At 74.1% G+C, this 14662-nt stretch carries 16 protein-coding genes and 1 tRNA gene; 10 read left to right on the top strand and 7 right to left on the bottom strand.

Annotation, left to right across the window (positions count from 1 at the left end):
• The first annotated feature begins 144 nt into the window (after positions 1-144).
• Together GA0070617_RS23475 and GA0070617_RS23470 are read left to right on the top strand one after the other, a co-directional pair.
• Positions 145-453 (top strand): hypothetical protein, encoded by a 309-nt coding sequence (locus GA0070617_RS23475; protein WP_091442695.1) that lies wholly within the window; start codon positions 145-147, stop codon positions 451-453.
• Positions 450-851 carry a PIN domain-containing protein gene (locus tag GA0070617_RS23470; protein ID WP_091442692.1) on the top strand — a complete coding sequence of 134 codons (402 nt, stop codon included), beginning with the start codon at positions 450-452 and terminating at the stop codon, positions 849-851. Before GA0070617_RS23475 ends, GA0070617_RS23470 begins: the two co-directional genes overlap by 4 nt.
• Positions 852-935: 84 nt before the next feature.
• Here the strand turns inward: GA0070617_RS23470 and GA0070617_RS23465 are convergent.
• The 5 genes from GA0070617_RS23465 to GA0070617_RS23445 form a co-directional block, all read right to left on the bottom strand.
• A tRNA-Arg gene (locus tag GA0070617_RS23465) sits at positions 936-1008 on the bottom strand.
• A gap of 108 nt (positions 1009-1116) precedes the next feature.
• Positions 1117-2205: an alpha/beta hydrolase gene (locus tag GA0070617_RS23460; protein WP_091447154.1), complete on the bottom strand. Its 1089-nt coding sequence runs from the start codon at positions 2203-2205 to the stop codon at positions 1117-1119.
• Between the two features lie 137 nt (positions 2206-2342).
• Complete coding sequence (locus GA0070617_RS23455) at positions 2343-2762, bottom strand: HPF/RaiA family ribosome-associated protein (RefSeq protein WP_229688509.1); 420 nt, start codon at positions 2760-2762, stop codon at positions 2343-2345.
• 166 nt (positions 2763-2928) lie between these two features.
• Positions 2929-3393: a hypothetical protein gene (locus GA0070617_RS23450; RefSeq protein ID WP_091442689.1), complete on the bottom strand. Its 465-nt coding sequence runs from the start codon at positions 3391-3393 to the stop codon at positions 2929-2931.
• On the bottom strand, positions 3390-3950 hold the full coding sequence (locus tag GA0070617_RS23445; protein WP_091442684.1) for an RNA polymerase sigma factor: 561 nt from the start codon (positions 3948-3950) through the stop codon (positions 3390-3392). The genes GA0070617_RS23450 and GA0070617_RS23445 overlap by 4 nt, the downstream gene beginning before the upstream one ends.
• Positions 3951-4190: 240 nt before the next feature.
• Between GA0070617_RS23445 and ssb the strand changes: the two genes are divergently transcribed.
• From ssb to GA0070617_RS23430, 3 genes are all read left to right on the top strand, one after another.
• Positions 4191-5000 (top strand): single-stranded DNA-binding protein, encoded by an 810-nt coding sequence (ssb, locus tag GA0070617_RS23440; protein ID WP_091442681.1) that lies wholly within the window; start codon positions 4191-4193, stop codon positions 4998-5000.
• 109 nt (positions 5001-5109) lie between these two features.
• Positions 5110-6141 carry a cobalamin biosynthesis protein gene (locus tag GA0070617_RS23435; protein ID WP_373868389.1) on the top strand — a complete coding sequence of 344 codons (1032 nt, stop codon included), beginning with the start codon at positions 5110-5112 and terminating at the stop codon, positions 6139-6141.
• Positions 6138-7751 carry a cobyric acid synthase gene (locus GA0070617_RS23430; RefSeq protein WP_091447151.1) on the top strand — a complete coding sequence of 538 codons (1614 nt, stop codon included), beginning with the start codon at positions 6138-6140 and terminating at the stop codon, positions 7749-7751. Before GA0070617_RS23435 ends, GA0070617_RS23430 begins: the two co-directional genes overlap by 4 nt.
• Here the strand turns inward: GA0070617_RS23430 and GA0070617_RS23425 are convergent.
• Positions 7745-8146 (bottom strand): rhodanese-like domain-containing protein, encoded by a 402-nt coding sequence (locus tag GA0070617_RS23425; protein ID WP_091442674.1) that lies wholly within the window; start codon positions 8144-8146, stop codon positions 7745-7747. The genes GA0070617_RS23430 and GA0070617_RS23425 overlap by 7 nt on opposite strands.
• Before the next feature lie 245 nt (positions 8147-8391).
• Between GA0070617_RS23425 and GA0070617_RS23420 the strand changes: the two genes are divergently transcribed.
• From GA0070617_RS23420 to GA0070617_RS23400, 5 genes are all read left to right on the top strand, one after another.
• The gene (locus tag GA0070617_RS23420) at positions 8392-9114 is read left to right on the top strand and encodes a uridine kinase family protein (RefSeq protein ID WP_229688508.1); all 723 of its coding nucleotides are present in this window, start codon (positions 8392-8394) and stop codon (positions 9112-9114) included.
• Complete coding sequence (locus GA0070617_RS23415) at positions 9111-10253, top strand: M48 family metallopeptidase (protein ID WP_091442669.1); 1143 nt, start codon at positions 9111-9113, stop codon at positions 10251-10253. Before GA0070617_RS23420 ends, GA0070617_RS23415 begins: the two co-directional genes overlap by 4 nt.
• Before the next feature lie 41 nt (positions 10254-10294).
• A complete protein-coding gene (locus tag GA0070617_RS23410; protein ID WP_175440811.1) occupies positions 10295-11641 on the top strand; it encodes a dipeptidase in 1347 nt (448 codons plus the stop codon).
• A 113-nt stretch (positions 11642-11754) separates the two neighbouring features.
• A complete protein-coding gene (locus GA0070617_RS23405; RefSeq protein ID WP_091442660.1) occupies positions 11755-11961 on the top strand; it encodes a hypothetical protein in 207 nt (68 codons plus the stop codon).
• Between the two features lie 275 nt (positions 11962-12236).
• Complete coding sequence (locus GA0070617_RS23400) at positions 12237-13784, top strand: ATP-dependent DNA ligase (RefSeq protein ID WP_091447149.1); 1548 nt, start codon at positions 12237-12239, stop codon at positions 13782-13784.
• A 46-nt stretch (positions 13785-13830) separates the two neighbouring features.
• Here the strand turns inward: GA0070617_RS23400 and GA0070617_RS23395 are convergent, their stop codons facing one another.
• A complete protein-coding gene (locus GA0070617_RS23395; protein WP_091442657.1) occupies positions 13831-14646 on the bottom strand; it encodes an SURF1 family cytochrome oxidase biogenesis protein in 816 nt (271 codons plus the stop codon).
• Positions 14647-14662 lie beyond the last annotated feature (16 nt).

The following is a 14662-nucleotide window of genomic DNA, read 5'->3' as shown; positions in this document are numbered from 1 at the left end:
CCGGCTCCCGGCCCTGGCCGAAGCCGCCGGGCTGCACGGCGCGTGGTGACCTGATCCGCCCGCCCGTCATCAGGTGGGGAAGCCGCACGACCCGCCGGGAGCATGCGACCCGGTAGGCGGTAGCACCTGGCGTATGGTGAAAGTATGACCGCACAGGTGAGGAAGCTGTCGATCTCGGTGCCGTCCGATGTCGCGGAGCGCCTGGAGGCCGAACCCAACGCCTCCGCATACATCACCCAGGCTGTCCGCGACCGAATGCGCCTGGACGCCCTGGACGCCGAGATGGCGCACGCCGGCATTCAGATCACCGAGCAGGGGGTGGCCGAGGCCCGCGCCCGTCGCGCCGCCGTCGAGGCGGAATGGACGACCCAGCGACGCCAAGCCGTCCGGGACCGGGTCCGCCAGCACCTGCTCGACGAGGCCAGCGGCTCCCACCAGCAGTCGGTCGCGTGACCGCCGACGAGGACGACCGGCCGGTCCGGCTGGTGCTGGATCGGTCGGCGCTGCTGGCCTACCTCGCCGGATCCGTGCACGCCGGTGAGACGCTGCACGAGGTCATCGAGGACCGGAACCGGTTCGGCGTCACCGCCGTCACCGCTACCGAGACCCTGGCCGTCGTCACCGACCCGAAGGACCGCAGCAATCTGCACCGGCTGCTCGCCCTCGACGCCTGCGTCGTGCTGCCCACCGAGGGTGAAAGCTGGCACGAATTGAGTTACTGGCGCACCTACACGGGACGGGTCGACCTGGCGACGACGGTGCTGGCCAGCCTCGAACACGACGCCACGATCCTGACCCAGGAAGGGCGCTACGGAGACGGAGACCTCCAGGTCATCTCCATGCCCACCTGAGGGCTGGGCGAAGCGGCAGCGGACAGGCAGGAGTCGGCACCGACCAGGGAACCTGCTCAGGCGGCCTGACCAGTGAGGAAGCTGTGCGCCCGGCAGGATTCGAACCTGCGGCCTTGGGATTAGAAGTCCCCTGCTCTATCCGCTGAGCTACGGGCGCGCGGCGTGCGTGTCGCGCCAAGAGGGTACCGCCGACCCGCCCGCGATGGGAGGAACGGGTGCGTGCCGGCCCAGGGTGGCCCGGGTGGGGCGTACCCGGGAAGTGGTTTCAGCCGCTCGTGGCGGCGACGCCGGCCGGGTCGGCGTCGGCCGGCCGCCGACTCCCCGGCAGTGAGCCGGCAGCCCCGGAAACAGCACCGGCCGCGCCGGAAACAGCACCAGCGGAGGCAGCGTCGGGGCCGGCGGTGGTCGGGCCGGTGGCGAGGAAGGCCTCGGCCCAGCGGCCGACCTCGGCGAAGACGCGTTCCCGGACGGCCGGGCCGGAAAGCGTCAGGTCGTGCATGCCGCCGTCGAAGCGGGCCAGCGTGACGTGTGGGCCGAGGCGGGGGGCCCAGCGGACCATGTGTTCGACGTCCAGGACGGCGTCGGCCAGGGCGGCGGACTCCTGCCAACGGCGGCCCCGGAAGCTGCGGGTGGAGCAGGCCAGCAGCACCGGCACCGGGATGGCCAGGCCGGAGCGCAGTTGCCGTTGGGCGTTGCGGATGGCGTTGAGCCAGCCGGCGCGTACCGGAAAGCCGCCCAGCGGTTTCCAGGCCAGGTCGTAGCTCCACTCGCCGTGGTGGTCGGCGTGCAGGCTCTCGCCGTACACGGTGGCCAGGCCGAGGGGGAGGATCCGGCGCGGCGCGCGGCGGCCGAGCCGGGCGACGGCGGCGACCAGCGGGCGGCGGACCAGCCAGGGGGCGTTGATGTCGAAGAACGGGCTGTTCAGCACCAGGCCGTCGACGCCGCCGGCGGCGCGGCGGGCGTGTTCCCAGACCGAGAGGATCAGGCCGCCGGTGGAGTGACCCATGCCGAGTACGGTGTCGTGCCCGTCGGCGCGGACGATCTCGACGGCGGCGTCCAGCTCGGGGAAGTAGTCGCTGAGGTCGCAGCAGAAGTTCGGGGTCTGGTGCGGCAGCAGACTGCGACCGTACTTTCGCAGGTCGAGGGCGTAGAAGTCCCAGCCGCGCTCGACGAAGAAGTCGGCCACGTGGGTCTGGAAGAAGTAGTCGACGAAGCCGTGCACGTAGAGCACGGCCCGGCCGGTCGGGCGGTCGGCCCGGCGGCGGACCAGGGTGGCGACCACCGCGCCCTCGTCGTCGGTGCCCAGGTCGATGGTGTGCCGCTCGTACGGCGGCCCCAACACGTCCGGTTCCACGTCCGTGACGGTACGCCCGCAGTCGTACCCGGCGGTAGCCCCGGTGGTGAGCGCCACCGCGGACCGCGACGCACCGCGCCCCCGGACCGGCCGGATCGGGCCTGGTCCGGGGGCGCGGAAGACCACCGGGGTACGCCTCAGGCCGGGTCGGCCTCGGTGCGCGGCTGGCCGGGCTCGGGCAGCTCGACCGGTTCGGTGACGACCGGTACGTCCCGCAGGTGCTTGTTGTTGCGCGGCTCCTGGCGGGTCTTCTGGTCGTTGAGCTTGCGACGCAGGTCGTCCCGGACGTCGTTCAGCGCGGCGTGCAGGTCGATCTCGCTGGAGGTGGTGACGATCTTCTGCCGGCCGGCGATCCAGCACTCCAGGGTGACCCGCTGCCCCCGGGCCTCGCGGTCCTTGACCGAGACCTCGATCTCGGTGGCGTCGGCGTGGAACGTGGCCAGCCGGGAGTCCAGGGTGGCGAACTGCTCGGCGATCCAGTTCCGGTCGCCCTGGGAGAACCCGGCACCGACCCGCAGGCACTCGGCCACGGTCGCCGGGTTCGCCACGGCGCTCATCGCCGCACCTCACCCTCGGCGCGGACGGCGGTCGTACCCAGTGGGCAGAAAGTCATCTTCCGTGGCCCTTTCGATCGGACGGGCCACCCCGAGGGGCGGCGACCGTCGTTGGTGCTCTGTTGTCCGAAGCTGTACCCAACCCGGCGGCGTCCGGAACGTCCGATGCTCACGAGTTCCCGAGCCGCCGCGCCCGGTCGAGCAGCGCCCGCCGCTGGGCGCGGGCCCGGACCAGCGCCCCGGCGGCGGCGGCCACGCCGATCGCACCCACCCCGACGGCGGTCAGCACCGCCGTCGGTCCGGCCTGGGTGGCCGTGACGGCCACCGTGGCGGCACTCACCGTGACGGTGGCCACCAGCGCGAGGCCGGCGGCGATCACCCGGTCGGCGGCGAAGAGCGGTCGCCGCGCCAGCGTCCAGCCGGCGACACCGGCCCAGGCCAGGCCGAGGACGATCACCCCGGCGAAGGCGATCCGGGTACGGGTGGGCAGCGGGTCCGGTTCGGTGGCCCAGAGGGTGCTGACCAGGATGGCCATGGCGAGGCCGCCGAGGCCGGCGACGACAAGCGCCACCCGGCGGGGCAGGGCCAGGCCGCGCAGCACGTCGTCCGGGGTGAATCCGGGGCGGTCGGTCATTCGTGGTATCCCTTCTCGACGAGCTGGGCGTGCAGCATCCGGCGGGCGCGGTGCAGACGGGACTTGACCGTGCCGGGCGGCACCTGCAACACCTCGGCGCAGTCGGTGAGCGGGAAGTCGTACAGGTAGAACAGCACCAGCACGTCCCGCTCCCGGGGCGGTAGGCCGGCCAGCCCCTCCTCGACCTGCCGCCGGTCCAGCACCCCGGGCACGTCGTCCGGGACGGCCTCGTCCGCTTCTGCGGTCTCGTCGGGATGCCCGGCGGTTGGGGACTCGGCCCGGCCGTACCGGTCCCGTAGGTGGTTGAGCACCGCCCGGCGGGCGATGGTGAACAGCCAGGGGGTGAAGCGGTCCGGCTCCCGCAGCCGGGGCAGCGACCGCAACGCCGCAGCCCAGGCCTCCTGGGCCACGTCGTCGGCCGCGCCCGGCGCGTCGAGCAGACGTCGTACGTACCGCCAGAGCGGCTCGTGCCACCGGTCGACCAGCTTGCCCAGCGACCGCCGGTCACCGAGCTGCGCCCGTACGACCAGCAGCGCGTCAGATCGCGGTACGTCCACCCCGGCTCCTCTCGGATCGAATCGTCATGTCCGGACAGTCGGCGATCGGGCGGTCGAGGTTCACCGGCGGCTCCGACCGGGCTGACCAGGGCGACGGTGTCGCCTAGCACAAATGTCGATGATCAGGCGGTTGTCCACAGCCGGGTCGGTCGTCCACAGCCAGGCCGATCGTGGTGGACCCGGTCGGGTGGCCGGGCGAGTCTCGACCCACCGAGTTGTCCCCTTCCCCAGGGAGAAACGATGTACGACACCAATGTCACGATCATCGGCAACGTTCTGACCGCCCCGGAGTGGCGGCGTACCGCCCAGAGCAACACCCTGGTGGCCAACTTCAAGGTCGCCTCGACCGCCCGTCGGCTGGATCGGGAGAGCGGGCGCTGGGTCGACGGCAACAGCCTGCGGGTCCGGGTCAACTGCTGGCGCCGGCTGGCCGAGGGGGTGGCCGCCTCGGTGGCCGTCGGCGACCCGGTGGTGGTGGCCGGGCGGCTCTACACCCGGGACTGGACCGACGAGGCCGGCAACCACCGCACCCTCTACGAGTTGGAGGCGGTGGCGGTCGGCCACGACCTGTCCCGGGGGCGCAGCCGCTTCGCGCGCAACCGGCCCACCACCACGACCAGCGCCACGGCCGACTCCGAGGCGGAGCACCGGGTGCACGGCGAGCCGACCGAGGCGGTCCCCGCCGAGCAGGCCCCCGCCATCTTCGACGACACCCCGTTCGACGAGGAGTTCGAGCTGCCGAGCCTGCGTGCCCCGCGACCCGGCCCGTCGCCCCTGGACATGCCCCCCTTCGGCGGCCCGGCCGCTGGCGGATCCCCGGCCGGTGGTGACGGTGCTGGGGAGGACGAGGAGCTGTCACCGTTCGGCACGGAAGCCGTCGGGGGAGACCTCGACGCCGTTCCCGACCCGACGGCCCGGCGCGGCGATGCGGCAGTCCCGGCCAGCGCGGAGGAGCCGGTCGGACCGGGTGGCGAGACGGCGGACGAGCCGCTGGGGCAGGACCGGCCGGCCCGCCGCCGGGGGCGTGGGCGGGTGCCGACGCCGGCCTGAGGGCGGGGCGGCGCATCCGTCGGATCGGCCGACGGTGACGCACCGTAGCCCGTGACGCAGCGTAGGACTAGGCTGGCCGCCCAAAGGGGGTGACGGAGTGCGACAGACGTTGGCTGCGGCGAACGCGGTGGGGCTCGTGGCGGGGTACGCCCTGGACACGCTGCTCGGTGACCCCCGACGGTGGCATCCGGTGGCCGGGTACGGACAGGCCGTCGCTGCCCTGGAGCGGCGCACCTACCGGCCCGATCCGTTGGCCGGCGCGGTCTTCACCGGGCTGGCGGTCGGCGCTCCGGTGCTGCTCGGGGTGGCCGCCACCCTGGCCACCCGGCACCGCCCGGTGAGCCGGGCGGTGCTGGTCGCGGCCGGCACCTGGACCGTCCTCGGTGGTCACACGCTGCGTCACGAGGCGACGGTGATGCGGCGGGCCCTGCGCCGGGGCGATCTGCTCGCCGCCCGTAACCGGCTCGGGCACCTCTGCGGCCGGGATCCCGCACTGCTGGAGGAGCCGGAGCTGGCCCGGGCCACCGTCGAGTCCGTCGCCGAGAACACCTCCGACGCCGTCGTCGCACCGCTGCTCTGGGGTGCGTTCGCCGGGTTGCCCGGCCTGCTCGGCTACCGGGCGGTCAACACCCTCGACGCGATGGTGGGCCACCGGTCGCCCCGCTACGCCCGCTTCGGCACCCCGGCGGCCCGCCTGGACGACCTGCTCAACCTGGTGCCCGCCCGGCTGACCGGGCTGCTGACCATCGCGGTGGCGCCCACCGCGCACGGCGAGCGGGAACAGGCCTGGCGGGTGTGGCGCCGGGACCGCAACGACCACCCCAGTCCGAACGCCGGGCAGTGCGAGGCGGCGATGGCCGGGGCGCTCGGTGTCCGGCTGGGTGGGCGCAACGTGTACTTCGGACGCAGCGAGGTGCGTCCCTTCCTCGGCGACGGGCCCCGGCCCGAGGCCCGGCACCTGAAACGCGCGGCTCGGATCTCCGGCGCGGTCGGGCTCGCCGCCCTCGGGGTGGCCGCCGTCTATCCGGTGACCCTGGGCCGCCTGGTGGCCCTAGCCGCCCGGCACGGCCGCAGGACAGCCGCCCGGCACGGCCGCAGGACGGTGGCCCGGACGGCCGGGGCGGTGACCGGCCGGTGGTGAGCGGGGGCGGGCTGCTGGTCGCCGGCACCACCTCCGACGCCGGCAAGAGCGTGCTGACCGCGGGCATCTGCCGCTGGCTGCGCCGGCGTGGGGTGAAGGTGGCGCCGTTCAAGGCGCAGAACATGTCCAACAACTCGGCGGTCGTGGTCGACGCCGACGGCCGGGGCGGCGAGATCGGCCGGGCCCAGGCGATGCAGGCCGCCGCCTGCGGGATCGCCCCCGACCTGCGGTTCAACCCGGTGTTGTTGAAGCCAGGCAGTGATCTGTCCAGCCAGGTGGTGCTGCTCGGCGAGGCCGTCGACACGGTCACCGCCGGCAACTTCCGCAGCCTGCGGCCCCGCCTCGCCGAGACCGCGTACGCGGCGTTGGCCGAGCTGCGGTCCGCGTACGACGTGGTGATCTGTGAGGGGGCCGGCAGCCCGGCGGAAATCAACCTACGGGCCGGCGACTACGTCAACATGGGGCTGGCCCGGACCGCCGGCCTGCCGACGATCGTGGTCGGTGACATCGACCGGGGCGGCGTCTTCGCCTCGATGTTCGGCACCCTCGCGTTGCTGGACCCGGCCGACCAGGCCCTGCTCGCCGGCTTCGTGATCAACAAGTTCCGGGGTGACCTCGGGCTGCTCCGACCAGGGTTGGACATGCTGCGTCAGGTGACCGGCCGTCCGACGTACGGGGTGGTGCCCTGGGACGTCGACCTGTGGCTGGACGCCGAGGACTCGCTCGCCTACGGTCGCGTGCTCGGCCGGCCGGCGGCCCCGCACGGCACCGAGTGGCTCGACGTCGCGGTGGTCCGGCTGCCCCGGATCAGCAACGCCACCGACGTCGAGGCGCTGGCGAGCGAACCGGGCGTACGGGTCCGGCTCACCGTCGAGCCCGCCGAACTCGCCGCCGCCGACCTGATCGTGCTGCCCGGCACCAGGTCCACCGTGGCCGACCTGACCTGGCTACGCGAGACCGGCCTCGCCGACGCGATCCTCACCCACGCGGCAGCCGGTCGCCCGCTGCTCGGCATCTGCGGCGGCTTCCAGATGCTCGCCCGGGTCATCGACGATCCGGTGGAGAGCCGTCGGGGCAGCGTGCCGGGGCTGGGGCTGCTCCCCGTCGAGATCACCTTCGCCGCACGCAAGACCGTCCGCCAGTCGGTGGGCACCGCCGCGACCGGGGCCCCGGTGCGCGGCTACGAGATCCACCACGGGTACGTCTCCGCAGCCGACCCGGCCCTGCCCGCCCTGTTCACCGGCGTGCCCAACGGTGGCGCGGGTGAGGGTCGGGAGGGAGCGGTGCTCGGGGCGGTGCACGGCACCCACTGGCACGGTGCGTTCGAGTCCGACGAGTTCCGGCGCGGATTCCTCACCGACGTCGCCCGACTCGCCGGCCGGCACGGGTTCCGCCCCGCGCCGGCCACCTCCTTCGCCGCCGCCCGGGAACGCAGCCTCGACCTGCTCGGCGACCTGGTCGAGGAGCACCTGGACACCGACGCGCTCTGGCAGCTGATCGAGTCCGGCCCGCCCGCCGGCCTGCCCTTCGTCCCACCCGGCGCCCCCAGGCCGGCCGGTGGCGTCGTTGCCGGTACCGGCCAGGGGCCTCGCACCGGTGGTGGTCAGTAGCGGATGTCGGCGGGCTGGTCGGAGGTGGGCAGGCCGGCGGCCAGCCAGGCCTGCATGCCGCCGATCATGTCGGTGGCCCGGCGCAGGCCGAGCGCCTGCAGGCTCGCCGCGGCGAGGCTGGAACTGTAGCCCTGACGGCACACCACGATGATCTTCTGGTCGTACCCGGTCGCCTCGGGGATGTGCCAGGCGCTGGCCGGATCCAGCCGCCACTCCAGCACCGTCCGGTCGATCACGATCGCCCCCGGCAGTTCGCCCTGCGCCCGGCGTTGCACGTCGGTGCGGGTGTCGATCAGCAGCGCCCCGGCGCGTACCGCCTCGACGCTCTGGTGGGGGGTGAGTCGGCGTACCCCGGCTCGGGCCTGTTCCAACAGGGCGTCCACGCCCGGGCTCATCACGTCATGCGGCACCACCCGATGATGCCGTTCCCGGTGCCCGTTCGCCCCGCGAACAGCGCGATGCCACCTCCACCGTCACGCGAACGAGGCGACCCGCCCTCAGGCCGGCTGCCGACGAGGTCCGCCCGGCCCGGACGGATTCCGGCCGGCCCCGCCAGATTCCGGCCGGCCCCGCCAGATTCCGGCCGGCCCGGACAGATCCAGGCCGGCCCTGCCAGATCAGGGCGGCTAGCGTCGACGAGGTGGCGGTGGCGGTGATGGAGGCGTACGCCGATCTGGCCCAACGGGTGCTGGTCGGGCCGGCGCGGTTGGGGCGCACCCGGTTGGTGGCGGTGGACGGGCCCAGCGGCGCGGGCAAGAGCCTCTTCGCGGCCCGCCTGGCGGACGCCCTGGCCACGGCGTCGGGCGCCGGGCGGCCACCGGTGGTGCACACCGACGACCTGCTCGACGGCTGGGCCGACCAGTTCAGCTTCTGGCCGCGCCTGGAGGATTCGGTGCTGGCCCCGCTGCGGGCCGGCCGGCCCGGGGCGTACCACCGGTACAGCTGGGTACGGCGGGCCTTCCTGCCGGATGCGGTGCCGGTGCCGGTCGCGCCGGTGGTGGTGGTCGAGGGGGTAAGTGCGGCGCGGGCGACGGTGCGGCGGGAGCTGAGCCTGTCGGTGTTCGTGACCGCGCCGGCGGCGCTGCGCCTGTCCCGGGCGGTGACCCGGGACGGTCCGCAGATCCTGCCCGAGCTGCACCGCTGGCACGCCGGGGAACGGGCGCACTTCGCGGCGGACGACACGGCCCGGTGCGTGGACCTGGTGGTCGACGGAGCCCCCCGACTGCCCCACGACGCCCAGCGTTACTACCTGCGCCGCCGGGCCCGCCCGGCGAACCGGGGCGGTGGTCCTCGAATGGACGGCGTTGACCAGGTGCGGCACGATGCGGGGAAGTCGACGACGACGCGTAGGGGGAGCAGATGAGCACGGACGACGCACCGGTACGCCGCCGGATCGCCCTGACCGGCATCAGCTCCCGGGCCTGGGAGCACCCGGCCGACCGGGGTGCCCTGGTCGCGCTCCGTGAGCTGCGGGGCTTCGACGACCTGGTGAAGTCGTTCTTCGGGATGTGGAACGAGCGGGCCTTCCGGCTGTCGTACCTGGCCGCCGGCATCCGGGTCGACCACCGGCAGTACCCGCGGCTGCACCAGCGGTACGCCGAGGCGGCCACCGCGCTGGACCTGGCCGAGCTGCCCGAGCTGTACGTGACGCAGTCGCCGTGGCTGACCGCCGAGGCGATCGGCCTGGAGAAGCCGTTCATCGTGCTCAGCTCCGCCTGTGTGCAGCAGCTCGACGACGACGAGCTGCGTTGCCTGCTCGGCCACGAGTTGGGGCACGTGGTCAGCGGGCACGCCGTCTACAAGACGATCCTGATGCTGCTCACCCGCTGGACGGCGAACCTGAGCTGGTTGCCGGTCGGCGCGTTGGCGTTGCGCGGGATCAGCGCGGCGATGCTGGAGTGGTGGCGCAAGGCGGAACTCTCCGCCGACCGGGCCGGCCTGCTCGCCGGCCAGGATCCGGCCGCCGCGCTGCGGCTGCTGATGAAGCTCGCCGGCGGCGGCGACCTGACCCAGATCGACACCACCGCGTTCCTGGAGCAGGCCGCCGAGTACGAGGGCGGCGGTGACCTGCGGGACAGTCTGCACAAGCTCCGGATGACCGCGTGGAGCACCCACCCGGTGCCGGTGGCCCGGGCCGCGCAGCTGCGCCAGTGGGTCGACTCCGGGGCGTACGGGCGGGTGTTGGCCGGGGACTATCCGCGCCGGTCCACCGACGGTGCCGCGAAGGTGTCGGAGGAGATCAAGGCGGCGGCCGAGGCGTACCGGGAGGAGTTCGCCAGCTCGACGGACCCGCTGGTGGGGCTGCTGCGTCGGGTCGGTGACGGCGCCAGCGATCTCGGCGGGTGGATGGGCGGGGCCGCCGGCCGGGCCCGGTCCTGGATGGACGCGGCCGGCCGGGCCCGCCCGGACGCCACCAGCGGCACCAGCACCGCTGGCACCGGCACCAGCACCGCCGGCCCCGGCACCGGCACCAGCACCGCCGGCACCGGCGCAGAACGGTAGCGGTGCGGCCGGCATAGCATGCCGGCATGACTAGACCGATCATGTCGGACGCCGAGCTGCGAGCCGCCGTCGAACGGGAGCTGCCCGGTGTCCGCGCCGACCTGGAACGCCTGGTCCGGATTCCCGGCATCGCGTTCGAGGGCTTCGACCACTCGCACGTCGAGCGGTCCGCCGAGGCGGTGGCCGAGCTGCTGCGCGGCTGCTCGTTGGAGGTGACGATCGTGGCCGCCGGCGGACAGCCGGCGGTGATCGGCCGGCGGGCCGCTCCGCCCGGCGCGCCGACCGTGCTGCTCTACGCCCATCATGACGTCCAGCCGGTCGGTGACCTGTCCCAGTGGGAGTCCGACCCGTTCGAGCCGGTCGAGCGGGACGGCCGGCTCTACGGGCGCGGGGCCGCCGACGACAAGGCGGGCATCATGGCGCACGTCGCCGCGTTGCGGGCCTTCGGCGACGCGCTGCCGGTCGGGGTGGTCCTCTTCGTCGAGGGCGAGGAGGAGTACGGCTCCGAGTCGCTGGAGCGGCTGCTCGCCGAGCACCGCGACGAGTTGGCCGCCGACGTGATCGTCATCGCCGACTCGGCGAACTGGGACGTCGGCGTGCCGGCGCTGACCACCTCGCTGCGCGGCATCGTCAACTGTTTCGTCGAGGTGCGGACCCTCGACCAGGCCGTGCACAGCGGCCTCTTCGGTGGTGCCGTGCCGGACGCCCTGACCGCCCTGTCCCGGTTGCTCGCCACCCTGCACGACGACGCGGGTGACGTGGCGGTGGCCGGCCTGACCAGCGGGGACGAGGCGACGGTCGACTACCCGTCGGACCGGTTCCGGGCCGAGGCCGGCCTGCTCGACGGGGTCCGGTTGATCGGTACCGGCCGGATCACCGACCGGATCTGGACCCGGCCGTCGGTGGCGGTCGTCGGCATCGACGCCCCGGCCACCGGTGCAGCACCGAACGCGCTGGTCCCGGCGGCAAAGGCCAAGCTCAACGTACGGCTCGCGCCGGGTGACGACCCGAAGCGCGCGTACGACGCCCTACGTACCCATCTGGAGGCGCACGCGCCGTGGGGCGCGCGGGTCGAGGTCACCCTGGAGCAGGACGGTGACTCCTGCGTCATCGATGCGTCCGGGCCGATGTTCGAGGCGGCCCGCTCGGCGTTCCGGACCGCCTGGGACGGCACCGATCCGGTGGACATCGGCCTCGGTGGGTCGATCCCGTTCATCGCCGACTTCCAGCGCCTGTTCCCGGAGGCCGCGATCCTGATCACCGGGGTGGAGGATCCGTACGCCCAGGCACACGGACCGAACGAGAGCCTGCACCTGGCCGAGTTCGCCCGGGTCTGCCTCGCCGAGGCGCTGCTGCTGTCCCGGGTCGCCGCACGTCCGGTCGGCTGACCGCCGGGGCAGGTGGCGGGCACCGGAGCAGGTTCGGTGTAGAAACCGTAACAGCCGGTGTGACGTGCGGGTTTGCGGCGTGTCGCGGCCCGGGTTGGGCTAGGCTTTCGAACATGAGTACGAACGAGGTGATGGTGCGGCTGGCAGCCGCCGCCGGTGCTCTGGGGGACGTGGACGTCTCCGCGTGGTCTGAGGACACGCTCAAGGAACAGCTCGGTGAACTCTCCGCCGCCCTGGTGGCACTCGACTCGGTGCTGTCCCGGGTCGCCGACGAGGTGCGGGCCCGTGGCCTGCGCGTCGAGGAGCCGGTCTCGGTCTGAGACCGGCAGCGCCGAGGCTCGGCGGTGGCGGGGACGCGCCGGGTGTCCGGCCGCTGCCGGCTTGCGGGAGCCGGCAGCGGGCGGAGCCCGGGGCGGGTGGGCCCGGACCGGTGGCGGCAACCGCCGGTCCGGGCCCAACCCCGGCGGTCGCCGGCTGAGCCGAGCCCCGGCGCGGCATCCCGTCCGGGCCGCGCCCCGCCGTGGGTGGCTGCTCCACCCGGCGTCCTGGTCCGGCAAAGCCCCGCATTGTCGCAGCCAGCTGGCAGGATGAGGTGGTGCGCTTCATCGACCTGGCGGCCACCTCCGCCGCTGTGACGGCGACCTCCGGCCGGCGGGCCAAGGTGGAGCTGCTGGCCGCCGCGTTGCGCCGGCTGGAGCCGGTGGAGCTGCCGGCCGGTTCCGGTTATCTCGCCGGGGAGTTGCGGCAACGGCAGACCGGGGTGGGCGGGGCGAGCCTGCGTGACCTGCCGCCACCGGCGGCCGAGCCGACGCTGACCGTGGCGGCGGTCGACGCCGCGATCGCCGAGATCGCCGCCGTGCAGGGCGTGGGCTCGCAGGCCCGACGCCGGGCGTTGCTCGGTGCGCTCTTCGGCGCGGCCACCGCCGACGAGCAACGGATGCTGGTCGGGCTCTTCAGTGGCGAGCTGCGCCAGGGCGCCCAGGCCGGGTTGCTGACCGAGGCGGTGGCCCGGGCCGCCGAGGTGCCGGTGAACGCCGTCCGCCGTGCCCTGCTGCTCACCGGTGACCTGCGGATGGTCGCCGGTGCCGCGCTTACCGGTGGGGCCACGGCGTTGGCCGCCTTCGGCCTCCAGGTGGGGCGCCCGCTGGCACCCATGCTGGCGGCGAGCGCCCCGTCGGTTGACGACGCGCTCGCCGTCACCGGCACCCCGGCGGTGGTCGACGTCAAGCTCGACGGCATCCGCATCCAGGTGCACCGGTCCGCGGCCGACATCGCGGTCTTCAGCCGCAGCCTCGACGACATCACCGCCCGGGTGCCCGAGGTGGTCGCCGCCGTCCGGGCGCTGCCCACCCGGCAACTGGTCCTCGACGGCGAGGCGATCGGGCTGGACGAGACCGGCCGGCCGCTGCCGTTCCAGCAGACCTCCAGCCGGGCCGCCCGGGTGGCACCGGCGGTGCGGGCCGCGGCGACCGGATCGGAGACGGTGCTGACGCCGTACTTCTTCGATCTGCTGCACCTCGACGGGGAGGATCTGATCGACCGGCCGGGGCGGGACCGGTGGGCCGCGCTCGCCGGTGCGGTCGACCCGGGGCTGCTGGTCGGCCGGCTGGCGGTCGACGACGCCCAGCAGGCCGGTGGTGCCTTCGCCGCCGCGCTCGACGCCGGTCAGGAGGGGGTGGTGGTCAAGGCTCCGGACGCCCCGTACGAGGCGGGCCGGCGCGGCTCCGGCTGGGTCAAGGTCAAGCCCCGGCACACCCTCGACCTGGTGGTGCTGGCGGTGGAGTGGGGCAGTGGTCGGCGCAAGGGGTGGCTGTCCAACCTGCATCTCGGCGCGCGGGATCCGGGCACGGGTGACTTCGTGATGCTCGGCAAGACCTTCAAGGGGCTCACCGACGAGGTGCTGGCCTGGCAGACCGAGCGGTTCCTCGCCCTCGCCGTCGAGCACGGCGACTGGGTGGTCCGGGTCCGGCCGGAGCAGGTGGTCGAGATCGCCTTCGACGGGGTGCAGACCAGCTCCCGGTACCCCGGTCAGATGGCGCTGCGCTTCGCCCGGGTGGTGCGCTACCGGCACGACAAGACCGCGGCGGAGGCCGACACGATCGACACGGTCCGGGCCATCCACGCCGGTCACCGCGGCGGCTGAGCGGGGTCGGGTCAGGCGGTGGCGAGGGGGCCGGGCCGGCTGGCGTTCAGCCGGTGGGCGCGGGGTCGGGCTCGGCAGCGCGGTCCAGGGGGCGGGTGTCGCCACCGGCGGCGCGGCGGGCCTCCCGGCGGGCCACCCAGCCGTACCCGAACAGCGACATCGCGGCGAACGCCCACCACTGCACCACGTAGCCGAGGTTCTGCCAGTTGTTGGCGTGGCCGACGGAGACCGCCTTGAAGAGCGGGTCGGCGGCCGGGGTCTGCTCGTCCAGCAGCACGTACGCCCCGTACACCGGGTAGGGCAGCTGTTCGGCCAGGCGCGGTACGGCGACCCGGCGGGTCTCCAGCAGCCCGTTGCGCCGGTCGACCGTGCCCGCGCCGCTCTCGCTCTCGTGCACCCGACCGACCACGGTCACCTCGCCGGCCGGCACCGCCGGCACCTCCGGCTGGGCGGTGGCCCCACCGGGTGCCGGCGGGATCCAGCCCCGGTCGACAAGCACGGCGGTGCCGTCGGCGAGCACCAGCGGGGTGAGCACCTCGAAGCCGACCCGGCTGTCGACGGTGCGGCCCCGGACCAGGACCACGTTCTCCGGGTCGTACCGGCCGGTCGCGGTGATCCGGGTCCAGGCGTCGGTCGAGGCCGGCGCGGGGCCGGCCGTGCCGACGCCGCCGGCCGGGGCGGACAACACCGTCGACAGCGGCACCGGGGTGGCCCGCTCGCTGGCGTCGATGCGTTCGTTGATCGCGCTGCGGTCCCGGTAGCGGTCCAGCTGCCAGTTGCCGAGCTGCACCATCGCGAACGCGGCGACCAGCGTCAACGCGAACATGCCCAGCCAGCGAGGGGTCAGGAGGAACCGGTACACAGCACGAGGTTACCCG

Source organism: Micromonospora yangpuensis, from assembly GCF_900091615.1.
In the GTDB taxonomy this organism is placed as follows: domain Bacteria; phylum Actinomycetota; class Actinomycetes; order Mycobacteriales; family Micromonosporaceae; genus Micromonospora; species Micromonospora yangpuensis.
The sequence above is the reverse complement of the archived record's forward strand: the minus strand, read 5'-3'. Positions and strand labels throughout refer to the sequence as shown.

Coding starts and splice junctions, on each gene's coding strand:
- GA0070617_RS23425 (WP_091442674.1), bottom strand. CDS start 8,146: ATGAGCCCGGGCGTGGACGCCCTGTTGGAACAGGCCCGAGCCGGGGTA.
- GA0070617_RS23455 (WP_229688509.1), bottom strand. CDS start 2,762: ATGAGCGCCGTGGCGAACCCGGCGACCGTGGCCGAGTGCCTGCGGGTC.
- GA0070617_RS23450 (WP_091442689.1), bottom strand. CDS start 3,393: ATGACCGACCGCCCCGGATTCACCCCGGACGACGTGCTGCGCGGCCTG.
- ssb (WP_091442681.1), top strand. CDS start 4,191: ATGTACGACACCAATGTCACGATCATCGGCAACGTTCTGACCGCCCCG.
- GA0070617_RS23475 (WP_091442695.1), top strand. CDS start 145: ATGACCGCACAGGTGAGGAAGCTGTCGATCTCGGTGCCGTCCGATGTC.
- GA0070617_RS23415 (WP_091442669.1), top strand. CDS start 9,111: ATGAGCACGGACGACGCACCGGTACGCCGCCGGATCGCCCTGACCGGC.
- GA0070617_RS23405 (WP_091442660.1), top strand. CDS start 11,755: ATGAGTACGAACGAGGTGATGGTGCGGCTGGCAGCCGCCGCCGGTGCT.
- GA0070617_RS23410 (WP_175440811.1), top strand. CDS start 10,295: ATGTCGGACGCCGAGCTGCGAGCCGCCGTCGAACGGGAGCTGCCCGGT.